This window comes from Ectopseudomonas oleovorans (assembly GCF_003052605.1).
Taxonomy (GTDB): Bacteria; Pseudomonadota; Gammaproteobacteria; order Pseudomonadales; family Pseudomonadaceae; genus Aquipseudomonas; species Aquipseudomonas oleovorans_A.
This window is the reverse complement of the sequence record NZ_QASO01000118.1, coordinates 35,798-53,554: the sequence shown is the minus strand read 5'-3', so window position 1 is coordinate 53,554 and position 17,757 is coordinate 35,798. Positions and strand designations below refer to the sequence as shown.

Below are 17,757 nucleotides of genomic sequence, written 5' to 3'. Positions count from 1 at the left end.
GGGACTCGAACCCCTGTTACCGCCGTGAAAGGGCGGTGTCCTAGGCCACTAGACGAAGGGGACCTTGGAACTTCGTTTGAAATCCTGCCGAAGCAGCATTTCCAAATTTTGGAGCGGGAAACGAGACTCGAACTCGCGACCCCGACCTTGGCAAGGTCGTGCTCTACCAACTGAGCTATTCCCGCATTACAGCTTAGAAGTGGCGTCCCCTAGGGGACTCGAACCCCTGTTACCGCCGTGAAAGGGCGGTGTCCTAGGCCACTAGACGAAGGGGACACACCCCGGAACATCAAACAACTTTCCGGCTTCCTTCGCTCTGTTTCTAGCATTGCTCTGGAAGTGGCGCGCATTCTATGGAGCCTTTCGAGGGTCGTCAACCTCTCTCTAAAAAATTTTTAAAATCAAAGACTTCAGCCCATAAATCGATATGCCACTAGGAGCCATGCAGCCAAGCCACTACACTCGGTCGAAAAGTCGATTCTCGAGAGGTCCCAAGCAGTGTCCGCACTCGTGATAACCATGCTGATCGTCGGCGGCATCGCCCTGCTGATGGTGATTGCCTACATCAACCACGCCGTCGAGAACAGCAAGCTGGAGAAAGCGCGCCAGCGCGCTGATCTGCTCGACCGCATTCGTCGCTGCCAGGATATCTCCGAACGCATGCCTGGGCAGCTTATGACACCGCAGCTGAAGCTACTGCTGAGCCAGTTGCAGCTGCAAGTCAGCGAACGCCTGCTGCCGCTGGACAAGCAGAACGCCAAACTGAAGACCGATATCGACACGCTCAAGGCCCAGGTCGCTCAAGGCGAATCCATTGCCGTGAAGAACCCGCCGCAGCCCATCGCCAACGAAGCCAAGGCCAAGGACGTGCGTTTCCTGCTGGAAAATCTGCATGCCCTGATCACCGGTTCGGTTCAGGCCGGCCTGCTACCCGCGGGCGATGGCAAGCATTGGCTCAAGCAGATTCGTCAGATGCTGGTACTGGTGCATATCGAGTTCTTCAGCACCCTGGGCCAGACGGCCATGCAGCAGAATCAACCCGGCCAGGCCCGCCTGGCCTTCGAACGCGGCGTGCAATACCTGCGCAAGCAACCTGACCCGACCCCTTACCAGACGCAGCTCAAGCGTTTCGAAGAGCAATTGGCGCGCGCCAATGCCTTGGTGCTCAACAACAACGTACCCAACGCGGATGAACCCAGCCAGTTGACCGAAGGTCTGAAGGACCTGGAAGACGACTGGAAGAAGAAGAACATCTACGACTGAGCAGACGACCGCCTTCACTTAGTCAACCACGTTGACCGCCGAATAGGAGCTGTAATGAGCCTGACCGTTTACGGAGCCCCCCTGTCTCCCTTCGTTCGCAAACTCTGCCTGTGCCTGATCGAAAAGGGCCTGGATTACGAGCTCGAGGTGGTCATGCCCTTCGGCCAGCCGGACTGGTTTCGCGAGCTCAATCCGCTAGGCCGGATTCCCGCCTTTCGCGATGGCGACCTGAAGCTGGCGGACTCCAGCGTCATCTGCCAATACCTGGAAGAGCGCTACCCTGAGCACATGCCGCTATATGGCGACGGTGCGGAGCAACGCGCCAAGGTACGCTGGCTGGAAAAATACGCGGACTACGAGCTGGCGCCGCTGTGTACCTTCACCGTATTTCGCAACCGCGTGCTGAAAGCCACCATGGGTCAGCCATGCGATGAGGAAAAGGTGCAGCAGACGCTCAAGGACAAGCTGCCCAACCACTTCGACTATTTCGAGGCCACGTTGGGTGACGCGCCCTACTTCCTTGGCGAACAACTGTCCATGGCCGACCTGGCGCTGGCCAGCCAACTGATCAACATGGAGCACGGCGGGGAAACCCTGGATGCCGGCCGCTGGCCGAACCTGCTGGCGCACTACGAGCGCATCAAGGCCCGCGCATCCACACAGCAACTGCTGCCGCGTGAACTGCGCACACTGGAGAAGATCGGCGCCAAGCGCTGACCACGCCCGCTTCACAGGGTGCGCCGTGCGCACCGATTGCGAAATCAGCTTCGGCGGCGTCTCAAGCCAGCGGTGCGCGCGGCGCCCCTAGCGGATCGAGTCTCCGCGCATCGCCAAAGGCGTATTCAGCAGTCGCTGGCGGCCAGGAATATCGCTGCCAGCGCTTCGATACCGGCCTGATCCACCTCGGTGAACCGCCCCACCGACGGGCTGTCCAGATCCAGCACGCCGATCAGGCGCCCCTCCTTCACCAGAGGCACCACCAGCTCACTGTTCGATGCACTGTCGCAGGCAATGTGCCCCGGGAAGGCATGCACATCCTCGACTCGCTGGGTTTGCAGGCTGGCAGCCGCGGCGCCGCAGACACCACGACCGAAGGCGATGCGCACGCAGGCCACCTTGCCCTGGAACGGGCCGAGCACCAGCTCGCCATCCTTCGCCAGATAGAAGCCGGCCCAGTTCAGATCGGCCAGCTCGTGAAACAGGAAGGCGGCAAACTGCGCAGCATTGGCGATGAAGTCGCGCTCGCCGCTAAGCAATGCCTGCAATTGCGCACTCAGCAGCGGGTAACCGTTGAGATCACCACCAGTCTGAGAAAGATCGATCATGCCTGTTGCTCCAGCAGTTGCAGCCCGACCCAGTGGCGGGCGAATTGATAGGCGCAGCGGCCATTGCGGTTACCGCGACCCAGCGCCCAGCGAATGGCGGCTTTCTCCAGCGCCTCGTCCCAGCTCCAGTTGAGCCCGACCTGACGCGCCTGCACCTCTACCCAGTGACGCACGACGAGCAGGAAGTGATCCTGGCTGAAGGGATAGAACGACAACCACAAGCCAAAACGGTCGGACAAGGCGATCTTGTCCTCCACCGCCTCGTTGGGGTGCAGCTCGCCGTCGACCCTCTTCCAGTTCTCGTTATCGCTCTGATGCTCGGGCACCAGATGGCGACGGTTGGAGGTGGCGTACAGCAGCACGTTGTCCGGCGCCTGCTCCAACGAGCCGTCGAGCACGCTCTTGAGTACCCGATAGTCGCCCTCGCCTGCTTCGAACGACAGGTCGTCGCAGAACAGCACGAAGCGTTGCGGCAAGCCGGCCAGCAGCTCGACCACGCGCGGCAGGTCGGCCAGGTGATCACGCTCGATCTCGATCAGGCGCAGGCCGGCCTTGGCGTGCTCGGCTAACAGGGCACGCACCAGCGACGACTTGCCAGTGCCACGCGCGCCCCAGAGCAAGGTATGGTTGGCCGGCATGCCGCTGACGAACTGACGGGTGTTACGCGCCAGTTGCTCGCGCTGGGCGTCCACACCCAGCAGGTCACTCAGCGACAGGTCGAGGCTGACATCCAGCGGCAACAAGTAGCCACTGCGGCCATCACGCACCCAGCGCGCCGCCACGCACTTGCTCCAGTCCACCTCCGGACGCAGTGCAGGCAGCAGGGGTTCGATGCGCTCCAGCACCTGCTCGGCGCGGGCAAGAAAATCCAGTAACCGGGAATCCACGATCTACTACTCCTTTTGCGCAGAGCCGCACGTTGCAGGCTCTGCCGGTACAGGGTCGCTATCAGCTATGCTTGGCAGGCGCCCAAGGATCAGAGACCACGCACGCCTTTATGGACATTTCGCTCACCAATCGCCTGTCGTTCAAACAGGCCGGCCTGACCGTCCTGGTGGCGTTTATCCTTGGTACGCTGCTGAGCGTCACCCAGGTGGCGGTCGATTATGCCAGCGAAGAGGCCTCCATCAACCGCGAGATTCGCGCGCTGCTGGAAATCAGCCACAACCCCGCCGCCCGTATCGCCTACAACATCGACGCGGAACTGGCGCAGGAGCTGGTCCTCGGCCTGCTACGCTCGCCCGCGGTGACCCGCGCCGAACTGATCGACAACAACGGCCTGGTGCTGGCCAGCGTCAGCCGTCCACGTAGCGAAAGCCGCTATCGGGTATTCAGCGACAGCCTGTTCGGGGCCCAGCGGCAGTTCCAGGACCCGCTCCACGTCAGCCATGCCCCCAACGAAGCCTTGGGCTTTCTGCGCCTGGAAGTCGACACCTACGCCTTCGGCAGTCACTTTCTCAGACGTTCGCTGTTGACTCTGCTCACCGGTTTCGCGCGCAGCCTGCTGCTGTCACTGATCCTGTTGGTGCTGTTCTATTTCATGCTGACCAAGCCCCTGACCGGGGTGATTCGCGCACTCAGCGAACGTAACCCGCAAGACCCGCAGCACCGCCCCGTGCCGTGCCCCAAGGGCCACGAGCGCGACGAGATCGGCACCCTGGTGGAGGTCACCAACCGCCAACTGTCGAGCATCGCCCAGGAGATCGAACAAAGGCGTAACGCCGAAGACCGCCTGACCCAGTACCTGAACGAACTGGAAAATATCGTCTCGGCGCGCACCGCCGAGCTCAAGGCCACCAACGCCCGCCTCAGCCAGTCCAACCGCGAACTGGAGGTAGCGCGTACCACCGCCCTGAACATGGCGCAGGCGCGCTCGGCCTTTCTAGCCAACATGAGCCACGAGATCCGCACGCCGCTCAACGGCCTGCTGGGCATGCTTGCGCTGGCTCTGGACGGCCCACTCAGCGCCGAGCAGCGCCAGCAGCTGGGCATTGCCCATGACTCCGGCAAGGTGCTGGTGGAACTACTCAACGACATTCTCGACCTGTCCAAATTCGAAGCAGGCCAGCTCGAACTGGAGGAAATTCCCTTCGACCTCGGCGCCTTGGCCGAGGAAACCGCCAGCCTGCTGTCACAGAACGCCGCCAGTGCAGTCGAGCTGACCTGCCTGATCGACCCGGCACTGCCGACCCAGGTGCTGGGCGACCCGACACGGGTGCGCCAGATCGTCAGCAACCTGCTGTCCAACGCGCTCAAATTCACCCGTTTCGGCCGCGTCGACCTGATCGTCGCCTGCTGTAAGGACGGCATCAGCATCCGCGTACGCGATACCGGCATCGGCATCGCCGAAGATGCCCAGGCGCGCATCTTCCAGCCCTTCGCCCAGGCCGAAGTGGGCATCACCCGTGAGTACGGCGGCACCGGGCTCGGCCTGGCGCTGACGCGGCGCCTGTGCGAAGCGATGCATGGCAAGCTGACGCTGCAGTCGAAAGAGGGCTTCGGCAGCGAGTTCTGCGCCCAACTGCCGCTGCCCGCCCATGCGCAAGCCGGCTCACAACCTGTGCTTGACGGCCGCATAGTCGCGCTGACGCCGGCCAGCAGCGGCCTGCAGCAGATGCTCAGCCAGTGGCTGCCAGCCTGGGGCCTGGGTTATCAGCGCCTGGATACCGATGCCAGCCTGCACGGCGTGGATGCCGACCTGCTGGTCAGCGATTGCCCGGAGTGCCTGCTGGGTATTCGCCCGGCGATCAGCACGCCGGTACTGCTGGTCACCGCCTATGGCAACTTCCTGCCGCACGAGCAGGCGCAGCGTCTCATGCCGCTGCTGCAGATCGCCCGCCCGCTGGCGCGCAGCGGCCTGCTACAGGTGTTGCGGCACATCCTGCACAGCGACGACGGCGACCTGCACAACAGCGCCCAGACGCAAGCTGCGCGAGAAAGCACAGCGCGCGTGCTGCTGGTCGAAGACAACCCGGTCAACCAGATGGTCGCCAAAGGCATGCTGGCCAAGCTCGGCTACCAGGTGCTGGTCGCCGCACACGGCGCTGAAGCATTGGAGGTGCTGGAGCAGGAGCCCATCGATCTGATCCTGATGGACTGCAACATGCCGGTGATGGACGGCTACGAAGCCAGCCGACGCATCCGCAGCAATGGTCGCTGGCCGGAGTTGCCCATCGTCGCCCTGACCGCCAATGCGCTGTCCGACGAGCGCGAGCGCTGCCGCGCTGCCGGCATGAACGATTACCTGGCCAAACCCTTCCGCCGTGAAGAACTGGCAGTCATGCTCGATACCTGGCTGCCCGATGAGGTCAATCGCTGAGCCGAGCCAGTAGCCGATCCAGGCTGCGCCGCAGCCCTTCCATTTCCAGCAGATCCTGGTCACCGAACTGGCAGAGCAACTGCGCCTTCAGCGGCAGGACCTGCGCCTGCAGCGCCCTGCCAGCCTCGCTCAGGGCCAGATGCACCTCGCGTTCATCCGCCTGCGCGCGGCGACGCTGCACCAGGCCCATCTGCTCCAGACGCTTGAGCAGCGGCGTCAGGGTGCCAGAATCCAGCTGCAGGCGTTGCCCGAGCGCCTTGAGCGTCGGCTGCTCGGGCGCCCGCTCCTGCCATTCCCACAGCACCAGCATCGCCAGGTACTGCGGGTAGGTCAGACCGAGGGCATCGAGCATCGGCTTGTAGGCGCGGATCACCGCACGCGAGGCGGCGTAAAGCTTGAAGCACAGCTGGTTGTCCAGCTGCAGCCCGGCGGTGTCGAAAGCACTCATTTCAGCAGGGCCTCGATCTCGCTGCTCAGTTCTTCGGGCTTGGTGGTCGGGGCGAAGCGCTTGACCACCTTGCCGTCCTCGCCAATCAGAAACTTGGTGAAGTTCCACTTGATGCCCTGGCTGCCCAGCAGGCCCGGCGCGCGCTTCTTCAACTGCACGAACAGCGGGTGAGCATCGCTGCCATTGACGTCGACCTTCTTGAACAGTGGGAAGCTGACGCCGAAGTTCAGCTCGCAGAACTCGGAGATCGCGCCCTCGTCACCCGGCTCCTGCTTGCCGAACTGATTGCAGGGGAAACCGAGCACTACCAGCCCTTTGTCCTTGTATTGCTGCCAGACGCTTTCCAGCCCTTTGTACTGCGGGGTGAAGCCACATTTACTGGCCGTGTTGACCACCAGCACAGCCTTGCCGCCGAAGTCGGCCAGGGTCTTCTGCTCGCCCTTGATGGTGGTGACCGGAATATCGAAAAGTGCGTTGCTCATGGGGAATCGTCCTGAATGGGCTTGAAGTGACGAACAAAGTAGCGAGCAATTAAATTGCATGCAATTTAATTAGCGCGAAATAAGGCATGCGAATACACGCTATCTCGTAGGGTGGGTTAGCGGCGCCAAATGCCGGGCGTCCAAACGCAGATGAACCCAGCGCGCTCGGATGGCCGCCCCACGTAACCCACCGGGCGATGGATCGCGTTGCACCGATGGTGGGTTATCGCGGGGCGGCCATCCGCCGCACCGGGCTTAGCAAACTGTTCTACAAGCGTGACAGGCGGCTAACCCACCCTACGAAACGGTGGCGCCCAGGGCTCGTACCAGAGCGGCCAGCGGCGCTGAATCGCCCTGAATACGTACGCGTAAGCCATCGATCTCGCGGCGCATGGGGTAGTGCTTGCGCAAGCGATCGAACGCAGCCTTGCGGGCATCGGCATCGCCAACCAGGCTGCGGCGAAAGTCGGCATCGTCGCGACGCGGGTCGTACACCGCGCGGCAAATACTGGCCAGCGCCCATGTCGGATCGGCGCTGCTATCGATACTCAGCTCACTCAACCAGGGCGCCGGCAACAGATCGGCCAGGCTCACCTGCTCGGCCACGCCCAGCGCCCGGCAGCAGGCTTGATAGATCTGCGCCGTGCCGCGCAGCTTGCCGTCCAGGCTGTAGCCGGCAATGTGCGGCGTCGCCAGTTGGCACAGGGCGGCCAATTCGACATCGGCCTGCGGCTCGCCTTCCCAGACGTCCAGCACTACCTTCAGATCAGGCCGCTGTGGCAGCAGGCTGCGCAGCGCAGCGTTGTCCACCACGGCACCACGACTGGCATTGATCAGCCAGGTGCCGGGTTTGAGTGCGGCCAGCCGCGTCGTATCGAACAGATGGCGCGTCGAAGCATCCAGCGGCGTGTGCAGGCTGATCACATCGCATTCGTCGATGATCTGCTCCAGGCTGTCGAAGTCGCCTCCCTCGGCAGCCTGGCGCGGCGGGTCACACACCCGCACCTGCCAACCGAGACCACGCAACAGATTGACCAGGCGCCCACCGACCTGCCCCGCTCCGACTACGCCGTAGACACGCGCTGCCGGATCGACGCCCTCGCGCTCGGCCAGAGTCAGCACACTGCCCAGCACGTAATCCACCACGCCACGGGCGTTGCAACCAGGCGCACTGCTCCAGACGATGCCAACCTCAGCGAAGTAATCGAGATCCAGATGGTCGGTGCCGATAGTGCAGGTGCCAACGAAGCGCACTCGGCTGCCTTCGAGCAAGGCGCGGTTCACCTGGGTCACCGAACGCACCAGCAACAGATCGGCATCGCGCACGTCCTGTGCGGTGATGGCGCGCCCTGGCAGGCGGTGAATGGTGCCGAAGTCGGAGAAAAACTCATCGAGCAGGGGAATATTTTCGTCGGCGACGATATGCATGGCAGGCTCCATCGGGCAGGTCGCCATTCTAAGTCAGCCGACACCTCAGCGTCGCCCCACAGGCCGCCAGACAGAGGGGCAGATCGTACTTTCCTGACCGACACGTCAAAGCGTAGACTACGCGGTTTCCTGCTATCCCGAAGAATCGAAATGTCCACCGACACCCGCCTTGGCCGCGTGCGCACGGAACTGCGCAGCCTGCTCATCCTGGCCACGCCGATCATCATCGCCCAGTTGGCGCACACCGCCATGGGCTTCGTCGATACGCTGATGGCCGGGCGCGTCAGCCCGCAGGACCTGGCTGCGGTGGCGTTGGGCAACTCGATCTGGGTGCCGGTGTTCCTGTTGATGACCGGCATCCTGCTGGCCACCACACCCAAGGTGGCCCAGCGCTTCGGCGCAGGCGAAGAGGCCGACATCGGCCCGTTGGTGCGCCAGGCACTCTGGCTGGCGCTGGCCGTCGGCGGTAGTGCTGCGGCGCTGCTGTGGAACGCCGAGTTCATCCTGCGCACCATGAATGTCGACCCGGCGCTGATCACTCCGGCGATGGGCTATTTGCGCGCTGTGGCCCTGGGTTTCCCGGCTGTGGCGCTGTATCACGTGCTGCGCTGTTTCAGCGACGGCCTTGGTCATACGCGCCCGGCCATGGTGCTGGGCATTATCGGCCTGCTGCTGAACATCCCGGCCAACTACATCTTCATCTACGGCAAGTTCGGCCTGCCGGCCATGGGTGGCGTTGGCTGCGGCTGGGCGACCGCCCTGGTGATGGGTTTCATGCTGATCGGCATGCTGGCATGGGTGAAGTGGGCGCCCTACTACCGCAGCAGCGCGCTGTTTACCCACTTCGAATGGCCGCAGTGGACGGTGATCAAACGCCTGCTGAGCATCGGCGTGCCAATCGGCATCGCAGTGTTCGCCGAATCGAGCATCTTCGCGGTGATCGCCCTGCTGATCGGCGGCCTCGGCGCCACTGTGGTAGCCGGGCACCAGATCGCGCTCAACTTCAGCTCCATGGTGTTCATGATTCCCTACTCGCTGGCCATGGCCGCCACCGTGCGCGTCGGCCAGGCGCTGGGCCGTGGTCAGCCGCGTGAGGCGCGCTTCGCTGCCGGGGTAAGCATGGCGGCGGCGCTGGGCTACGCCTGCGTATCGGCCAGCCTGATGTTCCTGCTGCGCGAACAGATCGCGCAGATCTACACCCCGGACAAGACGGTGATCGCCGTGGCGGCAACGCTGATCGTCTATTCGGCGCTGTTCCAGTTCTCCGATGCCATCCAGGTGACCGCCGCAGGCGCGCTGCGTGGCTACCAGGACACGCGCATCACCATGTTGCTGACCCTGTTCGCCTATTGGGGCATCGGCCTGCCGGTGGGTTATGCGCTGGGGCTGTCCGACCTGTTCGGCGAACCCAGCGGCCCCAGTGGCCTGTGGCAGGGACTGGTGGTCGGGCTGACCTGCGCCGCCGCGATGCTCACCGTGCGCCTGGCGCGCAGCGCGCGCAAGCGCATTCGCCGGGCCGCCTGAGTCATTGGATAGGCAGGAAATCAGCTCTAGACTGAGCGCATGATTCGACCTGCCCTGCTCCTCTGCTTCCTTCTGCTCTCTGGCTGCGGCCCGGCCAACGATGGCCTGGCCCTGCAGAGCGATTACCTCGAACGCCTGCAGCGCTCGCTCGATGCGCCGGACGTCAGCTCGTTGGATAGGCGCAGTATCAGTCAGTACCGCCTGCCAGCCCGGCGCGAGCGGCTTTCGGATATCTCCGAACTGCGCATCGGCCTGCTCGATCTGGTGATCGACGCGCGGCGCTGTCCGCACCTGCAGCAGTTGATCAGCCAGCGCAACAGCAGCCTGGGCAAACAGTTGATGCCCAGCCAGCGCCTGGGCTACGAGGGCGATCTGCTGCGCGCCATCGACGACTGCCTCCCCCATCTGCAGGAAGGCTCCAGCCTCAAGGCTACGCTGCAGCGCCTGGCCAGCGACAAGCGCCAGCAACTGCCTGCAGTATTCTGGAATGCGCTGAACGGCAGCCCGGAGTTCGAGAACTACCTGCGTTTCGCCGACCAAGCCTTGCCGGTGGACACGCTGGAAGACAGCGCCGCGCTGGACGCATTGCAGCGGCTGGCCAGCGTCGGCGCCGGCCTGCCTGCACAGCTGCCGCCGAGTGCCGATCAGCTGGAACCGCTGTTCTTCGCCCTCTATGCCAGCGAACAGGGCAGCCAGTTGATCACCAGCCTGGCCAGCCTGCGCCACACCCTCGACGTTGGCAGCGAACTGCTGGAGCAACGCCAGCACAATCGCCCACTCTGCCCACTGGGCCAGGCGACGCCACGCGGGCGCATCCTGCAGAACATCTTCATCAAGTTCTACGCTGGCAGCCTGCAACCCTACCTGGCACAGGTCGACCAACGCGGCCGGGAGTGGCAGGCGGCGCTGCTGCAATTGCAGCGCATCGACGGTATTCCCACCGCCACCCGCGAGCACCTGCAGAGACTGGCCGGCGAGCAGGATTCGTTATGGCAGGATTTCCGCGCCGCCACGGCGCGTCACGTCAAGGCCTGGCAGACGCTACTGAACAGCTGCGGCCTGGCACCGGGACAGGCGGGATGGAACAGCGAAAGCTAGCAAACCGTAGGGCGGGTGCAACCCGCCATCGCGACCAACAACATCCGCTATTTGGCGGGTTGCACCCGCCCTACGAGATAACTGTCTAATCGGCCTTCTTGCGAATCCAGAGCCGTAGGGCGGACTCAGGAGCCCAAGCGAACAGTCCGCCAGAATATCTGGCACACCGCATACAACCGGCAGCTAATCGGCCTTCTTGCGAATCCAGTACAGGTAGGTGCCGTCTTCCTCGGCCTGGCCGAGCAGCTCGTGGCCAAGAAACACGCAGAACTTGGGAATATCACGACGGGTCGACGGATCGGTAGCGATCACCTTGAGCAGGCCGCCCGGCGACAGGTCGCGCACCTTGTTGTGCAGCATCATCACCGGCTCAGGGCAATTCAGGCCGCTGGCGTCGAGCAGGTCATCGTGATTGAGGGTCAGGGCTTCGGACATAAGGGGCTCCACAAACAGGCGCGCATTGTCGCGCAAAGCTGACCTTCAGGTCACCTACACGCAGATCATCACTTGCCATGCCGACGCAGATGGCAGGTCACTTCCTCACGGTCGTGATACAGCTGCTTGCAGCCGATGCTGACCTTCAGGCCCCGCTCGACCAGCCCCGACTCAATGCGATCGAGCAGGCGCCGCACTTCGGCGTAACGCTGCTTCATCGGCAGCTTGAGGTTGACCACCGCCTCGCGGCACAACCCCTCGCCCAGCCAGGTTTCGATCATCGCCGCCGTGCGCGCCGGTTTCTCGACGATATCGCAGACCATCCAGTGCACTGGATGCTGCGGGCGAAAGGTGAAGCCATCGGCGCGCTGGTGCACGACGAAGCCGGAGTACATCAGGCTTTCAGCCATCGGCCCGTTGTCCACGGCGGTAACGCGGATTTCCCGATTGACCAGTTGCCAGGTCCAGCCGCCTGGCGCAGCGCCCAGGTCAACGGCGGTCATGCCCGGCGCCAGGCGCTGATCCCACTGCTCGCGCGGGATGAAATGGTGCCAGGCCTCCTCCAGCTTGAGCGTGGAGCGGCTCGGCGCCTCGCGCGGGAACTTCAAGCGCGGAATGCCCATCGGCCACATCGCCTGGTTGTCCGCCTCGGCAATGCCGGCGAACACCTCACGGCCGCTCTTGAAGGTCAGCAGCAGACGCGGCTTCCTGGCGTCGTCCACCAGTTTGCCGGCCTTGAGCAAGGCCTTGCGCAGCGGCGCCTCGAACTTCTTGCAGAAGGTCGAGAGCTCCTTGCCGTCGTTGGTATCCACCACTTCCAACCACAGGCTGCCGCATACCGGGTAGTCGGCCAGCGCCTTCAGCAACACGCTGATACGGTCACTTTCCGGCAGGATGACGTAGGCCCCGCGCGCCCATTGCCGCGGGAAGATCAGCTGATTGAAACGCACGCTGCGCATCAGCCGCTCGGCATCGGCCGCCTCGCTGCAGACGAACTCGGCGCACGCGCTGCCGGGCTTGGTCTTGGAGTAGCCCGCTACATCCAGGCGTGCGGCGAGGTCGGTGACCTCGCCGCAAACCTCCCCTTCGAAACCGGGGCGGCAATGCAGAAACAGGGTATTCATCAAAGGGTCTCCTCGAGGCCCGCATGATACCCGAGACCGGAACCCAGAGCCGCTAAACCTGTCCAGCTACATATGCGCTGCCCACAGATAGGGAGCCGCCAGCCATCGCGTTTCGATGAGCCCCCCCCCCAGAACAGGTAGCGCATAGCAACCGATAAAGGATATGCGCTAGGGTCTGTTGCCGTTTCGCGCACAGCTCGCGTCGAAACGGCAACAGACCCTAGCCAGACTGCTCAAGCTGAACTAGCTTGAAGGTCTGCCGCCATCAGATACAGCCCGTACCGTGCGGGCCCAAGGAGATGTGCAATGCCCTCCCTCGATAGCCTGAACTGCCGCCGCGAACTGAAAGTCGGCGACGCCACCTACCACTACTTCAGCCTGCCCGAGGCCGCCCAGCGCCTCGGCAACATTGACCGCTTGCCCAAGTCGCTCAAGGTGCTGCTGGAAAACCTGCTGCGCAACGAAGACGGCCAGACCGTGCAGCCGCCGGATCTGCAAGCCATGGTCGACTGGCTCGACCAGCGCACCTCCGACCGCGAGATCCAGTACCGCCCGGCGCGCGTGCTGATGCAGGACTTCACCGGCGTGCCGGCGGTGGTCGACCTGGCCGCCATGCGCGACGCCATGGCCAAGGCCGGCGGCGACCCGCAGCGGATCAACCCGCTGTCGCCGGTGGACCTGGTCATCGACCACTCGGTGATGGTCGACAGCTACGCCTCCTCCAGCGCCTTCCACGACAACGTCGAGCTGGAAATGCAGCGCAACGGCGAGCGCTACGCCTTTCTGCGTTGGGGCCAGCACGCCTTCGACAACTTCAGCGTGGTACCGCCGGGCACCGGCATCTGCCACCAGGTCAACCTCGAGTATCTGGCGCGCACCGTGTGGACCAAGGAGGAAGACGGCGTCACCCTCGCCTACCCCGACACCCTGGTCGGTACCGACTCGCACACCACCATGATCAACGGCCTCGGCGTGCTCGGCTGGGGCGTCGGCGGCATCGAGGCGGAAGCGGCCATGCTCGGCCAGCCGGTGTCGATGCTGATTCCCGAAGTCATCGGCTTCAAGCTCAGCGGCAAGCTGAAAGAAGGCATCACCGCCACCGACCTGGTGCTCACCGTCACCCAGATGCTGCGCAAGAAGGGCGTGGTGGGCAAATTCGTCGAGTTCTACGGCGACGGCCTGGCCGACCTGCCGCTGGCCGACCGCGCCACCATCGCCAACATGGCCCCGGAATACGGCGCCACCTGCGGCTTCTTCCCGGTGGACGAGATCACTCTCGGCTACCTGCGTCTGTCCGGCCGCCCGGACGCCACCGTGCAACTGGTCGAGGCCTACAGCAAGGCCCAGGGCCTGTGGCGCGAGCCAGGCGCCGAACCGCTGTTCACCGACAGCCTGAGCCTGGACATGGGCAGCGTCGAAGCCAGCCTGGCCGGGCCCAAGCGCCCGCAGGATCGTGTCTCGCTGAGCCAGGTCAGCCAGGCCTTCGATGACTTCCTCGGCCTGCAGCTCAAGCCAAGCGCCAAGGAAGAGGGTCGCCTGCTCAGCGAAGGCGGCGGTACCGCCGTAGGCGGCAACAAGCAGAGCGGCGAAATCGACTATGAGGACGACGGCCATACCCATCGCCTGAAAGACGGCGCCGTGGTGATCGCTGCCATCACCTCCTGCACCAACACGTCCAACCCCAGCGTGATGATGGCCGCCGGCCTACTGGCCAAGAAAGCCGTGGAAAAAGGCCTGCAGCGCCAGCCCTGGGTGAAGAGCTCGCTGGCCCCCGGCTCCAAGGTGGTCACCGAGTACTTCAATGCTGCCGGCCTGACGCCCTACCTGGAGAAGCTCGGCTTCAACCTGGTGGGCTACGGCTGCACCACCTGCATCGGCAACTCCGGGCCGCTGCGCGAGCCCATCGAGAAAGCCATCACCCAGGCCGACCTGACCGTCGCCTCGGTGCTCTCCGGCAACCGCAACTTCGAGGGCCGCGTGCACCCGCTGGTGAAAACCAACTGGCTGGCCTCGCCCCCCCTGGTGGTGGCCTATGCCCTGGCCGGTAGCGTGCGCATCGACATGACCCGCGACGCCCTCGGCACCGGCAAGGACGGCCAACCGGTCTACCTCAAGGACATCTGGCCGACCCAGGCCGAGATCACCCAGGCCATCGCCCAGGTCGACACCGCCATGTTCCGCAAGGAATACGCCGAAGTCTTCACCGGCGACGAGAAATGGCAGGCCATTGCCGTGCCCAAGTCCGATACCTACGCCTGGCAAGGTGACTCCACTTATATCCAGCATCCGCCGTTCTTCGAGGACATCGCCGGCGATCCGCCACGTATCACCGATATCCGCCAGGCGCGCATCCTCGCCCTGCTCGGCGACTCGGTGACCACCGACCACATCTCGCCAGCCGGCAACATCAAGGCCGACAGCCCGGCCGGGCGCTATCTGCGCGATAACGGCGTGGCCCAGGCCGACTTCAACTCCTACGGCTCGCGCCGCGGCAACCATGAAGTGATGATGCGCGGCACCTTCGCCAACATCCGCATCCGCAACGAAATGCTCGGCGGCGAGGAAGGCGGCAACACCCTGCACGTGCCCAGCGGCGAGAAGCTGGCGATCTACGACGCAGCCATGCGCTACCAGGCCGAAGGCACACCGCTGCTGATCATCGCCGGCAAGGAATACGGCACCGGTTCCAGCCGCGACTGGGCGGCCAAGGGCACCAACCTGCTGGGGGTCAAGGCGGTGATCGCCGAAAGCTTCGAGCGCATCCACCGCTCCAACCTGGTGGGCATGGGTGTGCTGCCGCTGCAGTTCAAACCCGGTACCGACCGCACCAGCCTCAAACTGACCGGCAAGGAAGTGCTGGCCATCGAAGGTCTGGAAGGCGTGGAACTGCGCCCGCAGATGCCACTGACGCTGATCATCACCCGTGAAGACGGCACGCATGAGGAAGTCGAAGTGCTGTGCCGCATCGACACCCTCAACGAGATCGAGTACTTCAAGGCTGGCGGCATCCTGCACTACGTGCTGCGCCAGATGATCGCCAACTGATGCACCTGCCCTGCCGCGCCACGCGGCAGGGCCTCACCGTCGGGCCAAGGACGGCTCATGCCGTGACAAAAATGTGACGTCACTCAAAAAATTGCCGGGAGCAATTTTTGACGTCGCTCCGCGACGGCCCGCAGGGTGGCCGCCATGGACGGCGGGCCACAAAAAGCGTTTACACTCGCCAAAAATGGATTCAGCCCTCAACTTTGCCGTCCGTCGGCCGATGACAGGGCATTACAACGACGGATACCTGCCATGCGTAACAACCAGCCGGTCACTCAGCGTGAGCGCACTTTTCCTGCGCAACAGCGCCTGATATCCACCACCGATCTCAAAGGACAAATCAGCTACTGCAACGACGCCTTCGTCGACATCAGCGGCTTCACCCGTGAAGAACTGCTGCGCGCGCCACACAACATCGTGCGCCACCCGGACGTTCCATCGGCCGTGTTCGAGCATATGTGGACGACTCTAAAGAAGGGCCGCCCGTGGATGGGCATCGTCAAGAACCGCTGCAAGAACGGTGACCATTACTGGGTCAACGCCTACGTCACGCCCGTGACCGAAAACAACCAGGTCGTCGGCTACGAATCCGTCCGCGTCAAACCGACCGCCGAGCAAGTACGCCGCGCCGAAACGCTGTACGCCCGTATCAACGCCGGCAAGTCGGCTGTTCCAGCCAGCAATCAGTGGTTGCCCATCGTCCAGGCGTGGATGCCCTTCATCCTGGTCAGCCAGATCGGCTTCATGATCGGTCACTGGATGGGCAGCAACTGGGGCTTCATCCTCGCTGCCGTGCTCTCCGTGCCGCTGGGTCTGGCTGGCATCGCCTGGCAGACGCGCGGCGTCAAACGCCTGCTGAAACTGGCCGAGCAAACCACCTCCGACCCGCTGATCGCACAGATGTACACCGACAGCCGCGGCGCCGAAGCACGCCTGGAAATGGCCATGCTCAGCCAGGAAGCGCGCCTGAAAACCTGCCTCACCCGCCTGCAGGACACCGCCGAACAACTGACCCTGCAAGCGCGTGAAGCCGACAAGCTGGCGCACAACAGCTCGGCCGGCCTCGAGCGCCAGCGCAGCGAGACCGAGCAGGTCGCTACCGCCGTCAACGAAATGGCCGCCACCACCCTGGAAGTCGCCAGCAACGTCGCCCGCACCGCCATCGCCACCCAGGAAGCCAACCGCCTGACCAGCGAGGGCCGCACTATCGCCGCAGAAACCCGCGAAGCCATCCAGCGCCTGTCGCAGTCGGTGGGCGATACCGGCGAGACCGTGACCCGCCTGGCCCAGGACAGCAGCGAAATCGGCGGCGTGGTCGACGTGATCAAAGGCATCGCCGACCAGACCAACCTGCTCGCCCTCAACGCCGCCATCGAAGCCGCCCGCGCTGGCGAAATGGGCCGCGGCTTCGCTGTGGTGGCTGACGAGGTGCGCTCGTTGGCGCAACGCACCGCCGAGTCCACCGAACAGATCCACGCCCTGATCGCCAAGCTGCAACGCACTGCCGAAGAGGCCGTGCTGACCATGGAAATCGGCCGCAAGCAGGCCGATGAAGGCGTCGAGCGAGTACTCAAGGCCGATCAGGCCCTGGCCGGCATCAGCGACTCGGTGGCCAATATCGCCGACATGGCCAACCAGATCGCCGCAGCGGCGGAAGAGCAAAGCGCCGTCGCCGACGAGATCAACCAGAACATCACCACCATCGCCCAACTGGCCGACCAGACCGCCGGCGAAGCCAACGATACCGCCAAACTCAGCGAAGCCCTGACCAACACCGCACAGGGCCAATACGCCCTGGTCGAACGCTTCAACCGCTGAAACAAAAGGCGCAGCGGCTCACCGCTGCGCCTCCCCTCCCCGCCCTGCTTTTTGTAGGAGCGAGCTTGCTCGCGATCTTCCCTACGCCGTTCCCATCCGTCCCCGCTTTCACCGTAATTGCCAATTGCCAGCAATTATCTGACATGGTGTATAACCCCCAAACACATTAAAAGCCAGGTGGCGGTGACTCCTAACTAGTTTTTGCTGGTGAGCATTGCCTTCACGGATACGGATGCCATTTATGAACTCAGAGGCCGCTACAACCATCCACGGACGGCAAAACCTATCTAGTGATTGAACACGATAACGGTGGTGGCTGTGGAGCGCTCTCGGTAGACGACGAACACTGGCCTCATCAGCTTCACGAGGTCGGGGAGATAATGCCCGGAACGCGCACGATCAAGTGCGGTGGGGAAATCGATATCGAGATCAAGCCCGGCAACATCTA

At 63.7% G+C, this 17,757-nt stretch carries 14 protein-coding genes and 2 tRNA genes; 7 read left to right on the top strand and 9 right to left on the bottom strand.

The genetic code is table 11. The annotated features are described in order from the left end of the window. Nucleotides 1-109: 109 nt before the first annotated feature. Nucleotides 110-185 (bottom strand) — tRNA-Gly (locus DBO86_RS20130). A gap of 15 nt (nucleotides 186-200) precedes the next feature. Continuing rightward, nucleotides 201-276: transfer RNA gene (locus DBO86_RS20125), tRNA-Glu, on the bottom strand. A 243-nt stretch (nucleotides 277-519) separates the two neighbouring features. On the opposite strand from DBO86_RS20125, the gene DBO86_RS20120 reads away from it, so the two are divergent. After that, nucleotides 520-1,263 carry a hypothetical protein gene (locus tag DBO86_RS20120; protein WP_108234646.1) on the top strand — a complete coding sequence of 248 codons (744 nt, stop codon included), beginning with the start codon at nucleotides 520-522 and terminating at the stop codon, nucleotides 1,261-1,263. A gap of 54 nt (nucleotides 1,264-1,317) precedes the next feature. Next, on the top strand, nucleotides 1,318-1,980 hold the full coding sequence (locus DBO86_RS20115) for a glutathione S-transferase family protein (RefSeq protein ID WP_059391515.1): 663 nt from the start codon (nucleotides 1,318-1,320) through the stop codon (nucleotides 1,978-1,980). A gap of 125 nt (nucleotides 1,981-2,105) precedes the next feature. On the opposite strand, the gene DBO86_RS20110 is transcribed toward DBO86_RS20115, so the two are convergent. Together DBO86_RS20110 and DBO86_RS20105 are read right to left on the bottom strand one after the other, a co-directional pair. Next, the gene (locus tag DBO86_RS20110) at nucleotides 2,106-2,588 is read right to left on the bottom strand and encodes a GAF domain-containing protein (RefSeq protein WP_045735367.1); all 483 of its coding nucleotides are present in this window, start codon (nucleotides 2,586-2,588) and stop codon (nucleotides 2,106-2,108) included. Continuing rightward, the gene (locus tag DBO86_RS20105; protein WP_104729744.1) at nucleotides 2,585-3,475 is read right to left on the bottom strand and encodes an ATP-binding protein; all 891 of its coding nucleotides are present in this window, start codon (nucleotides 3,473-3,475) and stop codon (nucleotides 2,585-2,587) included. The genes DBO86_RS20110 and DBO86_RS20105 overlap by 4 nt, the downstream gene beginning before the upstream one ends. 110 nt (nucleotides 3,476-3,585) lie before the next feature. Here DBO86_RS20105 and DBO86_RS20100 point away from each other — a divergent pair, with 110 nt between their 5' ends. Continuing rightward, nucleotides 3,586-5,907, top strand: coding sequence for a response regulator (locus DBO86_RS20100; RefSeq protein WP_108234645.1), 2,322 nt, complete (start codon nucleotides 3,586-3,588; stop codon nucleotides 5,905-5,907). Here DBO86_RS20100 and DBO86_RS20095 read toward each other — a convergent pair. From DBO86_RS20095 to pdxB, 3 genes are all read right to left on the bottom strand, one after another. Next, complete coding sequence (locus DBO86_RS20095) at nucleotides 5,897-6,355, bottom strand: MarR family winged helix-turn-helix transcriptional regulator (RefSeq protein ID WP_108234644.1); 459 nt, start codon at nucleotides 6,353-6,355, stop codon at nucleotides 5,897-5,899. The genes DBO86_RS20100 and DBO86_RS20095 overlap by 11 nt on opposite strands. Continuing rightward, the gene (locus tag DBO86_RS20090) at nucleotides 6,352-6,837 is read right to left on the bottom strand and encodes a glutathione peroxidase (RefSeq protein ID WP_017679255.1); all 486 of its coding nucleotides are present in this window, start codon (nucleotides 6,835-6,837) and stop codon (nucleotides 6,352-6,354) included. Before DBO86_RS20090 ends, DBO86_RS20095 begins: the two co-directional genes overlap by 4 nt. A gap of 297 nt (nucleotides 6,838-7,134) precedes the next feature. After that, entirely contained in the window at nucleotides 7,135-8,265 is a 1,131-nt protein-coding gene (gene pdxB / locus DBO86_RS20085) for a 4-phosphoerythronate dehydrogenase PdxB (protein WP_108234643.1), read from the bottom strand. Between the two features lie 150 nt (nucleotides 8,266-8,415). On the opposite strand from pdxB, the gene DBO86_RS20080 reads away from it, so the two are divergent. Together DBO86_RS20080 and DBO86_RS20075 are read left to right on the top strand one after the other, a co-directional pair. Beyond that, the gene (locus DBO86_RS20080) at nucleotides 8,416-9,789 is read left to right on the top strand and encodes an MATE family efflux transporter (protein WP_074857937.1); all 1,374 of its coding nucleotides are present in this window, start codon (nucleotides 8,416-8,418) and stop codon (nucleotides 9,787-9,789) included. 39 nt (nucleotides 9,790-9,828) lie between these two features. Further along, the gene (locus tag DBO86_RS20075) at nucleotides 9,829-10,887 is read left to right on the top strand and encodes a DUF3080 domain-containing protein (RefSeq protein ID WP_084342343.1); all 1,059 of its coding nucleotides are present in this window, start codon (nucleotides 9,829-9,831) and stop codon (nucleotides 10,885-10,887) included. 183 nt (nucleotides 10,888-11,070) lie between these two features. Here DBO86_RS20075 and tusA read toward each other — a convergent pair whose 3' ends face one another. Together tusA and rlmM are read right to left on the bottom strand one after the other, a co-directional pair. Then, the gene (gene tusA / locus DBO86_RS20070; RefSeq protein WP_003460892.1) at nucleotides 11,071-11,322 is read right to left on the bottom strand and encodes a sulfurtransferase TusA; all 252 of its coding nucleotides are present in this window, start codon (nucleotides 11,320-11,322) and stop codon (nucleotides 11,071-11,073) included. Between the two features lie 68 nt (nucleotides 11,323-11,390). Further along, a complete protein-coding gene (gene rlmM, locus DBO86_RS20065) occupies nucleotides 11,391-12,446 on the bottom strand; it encodes a 23S rRNA (cytidine(2498)-2'-O)-methyltransferase RlmM (RefSeq protein WP_108234642.1) in 1,056 nt (351 codons plus the stop codon). Nucleotides 12,447-12,752: 306 nt separating this feature from the next. Between rlmM and acnA the strand changes: the two genes are divergently transcribed. Both acnA and DBO86_RS20055 read left to right on the top strand, forming a co-directional pair. Further along, the gene (gene acnA, locus DBO86_RS20060; protein ID WP_108234641.1) at nucleotides 12,753-15,491 is read left to right on the top strand and encodes an aconitate hydratase AcnA; all 2,739 of its coding nucleotides are present in this window, start codon (nucleotides 12,753-12,755) and stop codon (nucleotides 15,489-15,491) included. Nucleotides 15,492-15,743: 252 nt separating this feature from the next. Then, nucleotides 15,744-17,309, top strand: a complete 1,566-nt coding sequence (locus DBO86_RS20055) for a methyl-accepting chemotaxis protein (RefSeq protein WP_108234640.1) — start codon at nucleotides 15,744-15,746, stop codon at nucleotides 17,307-17,309. Nucleotides 17,310-17,757: the final 448 nt, after the last annotated feature.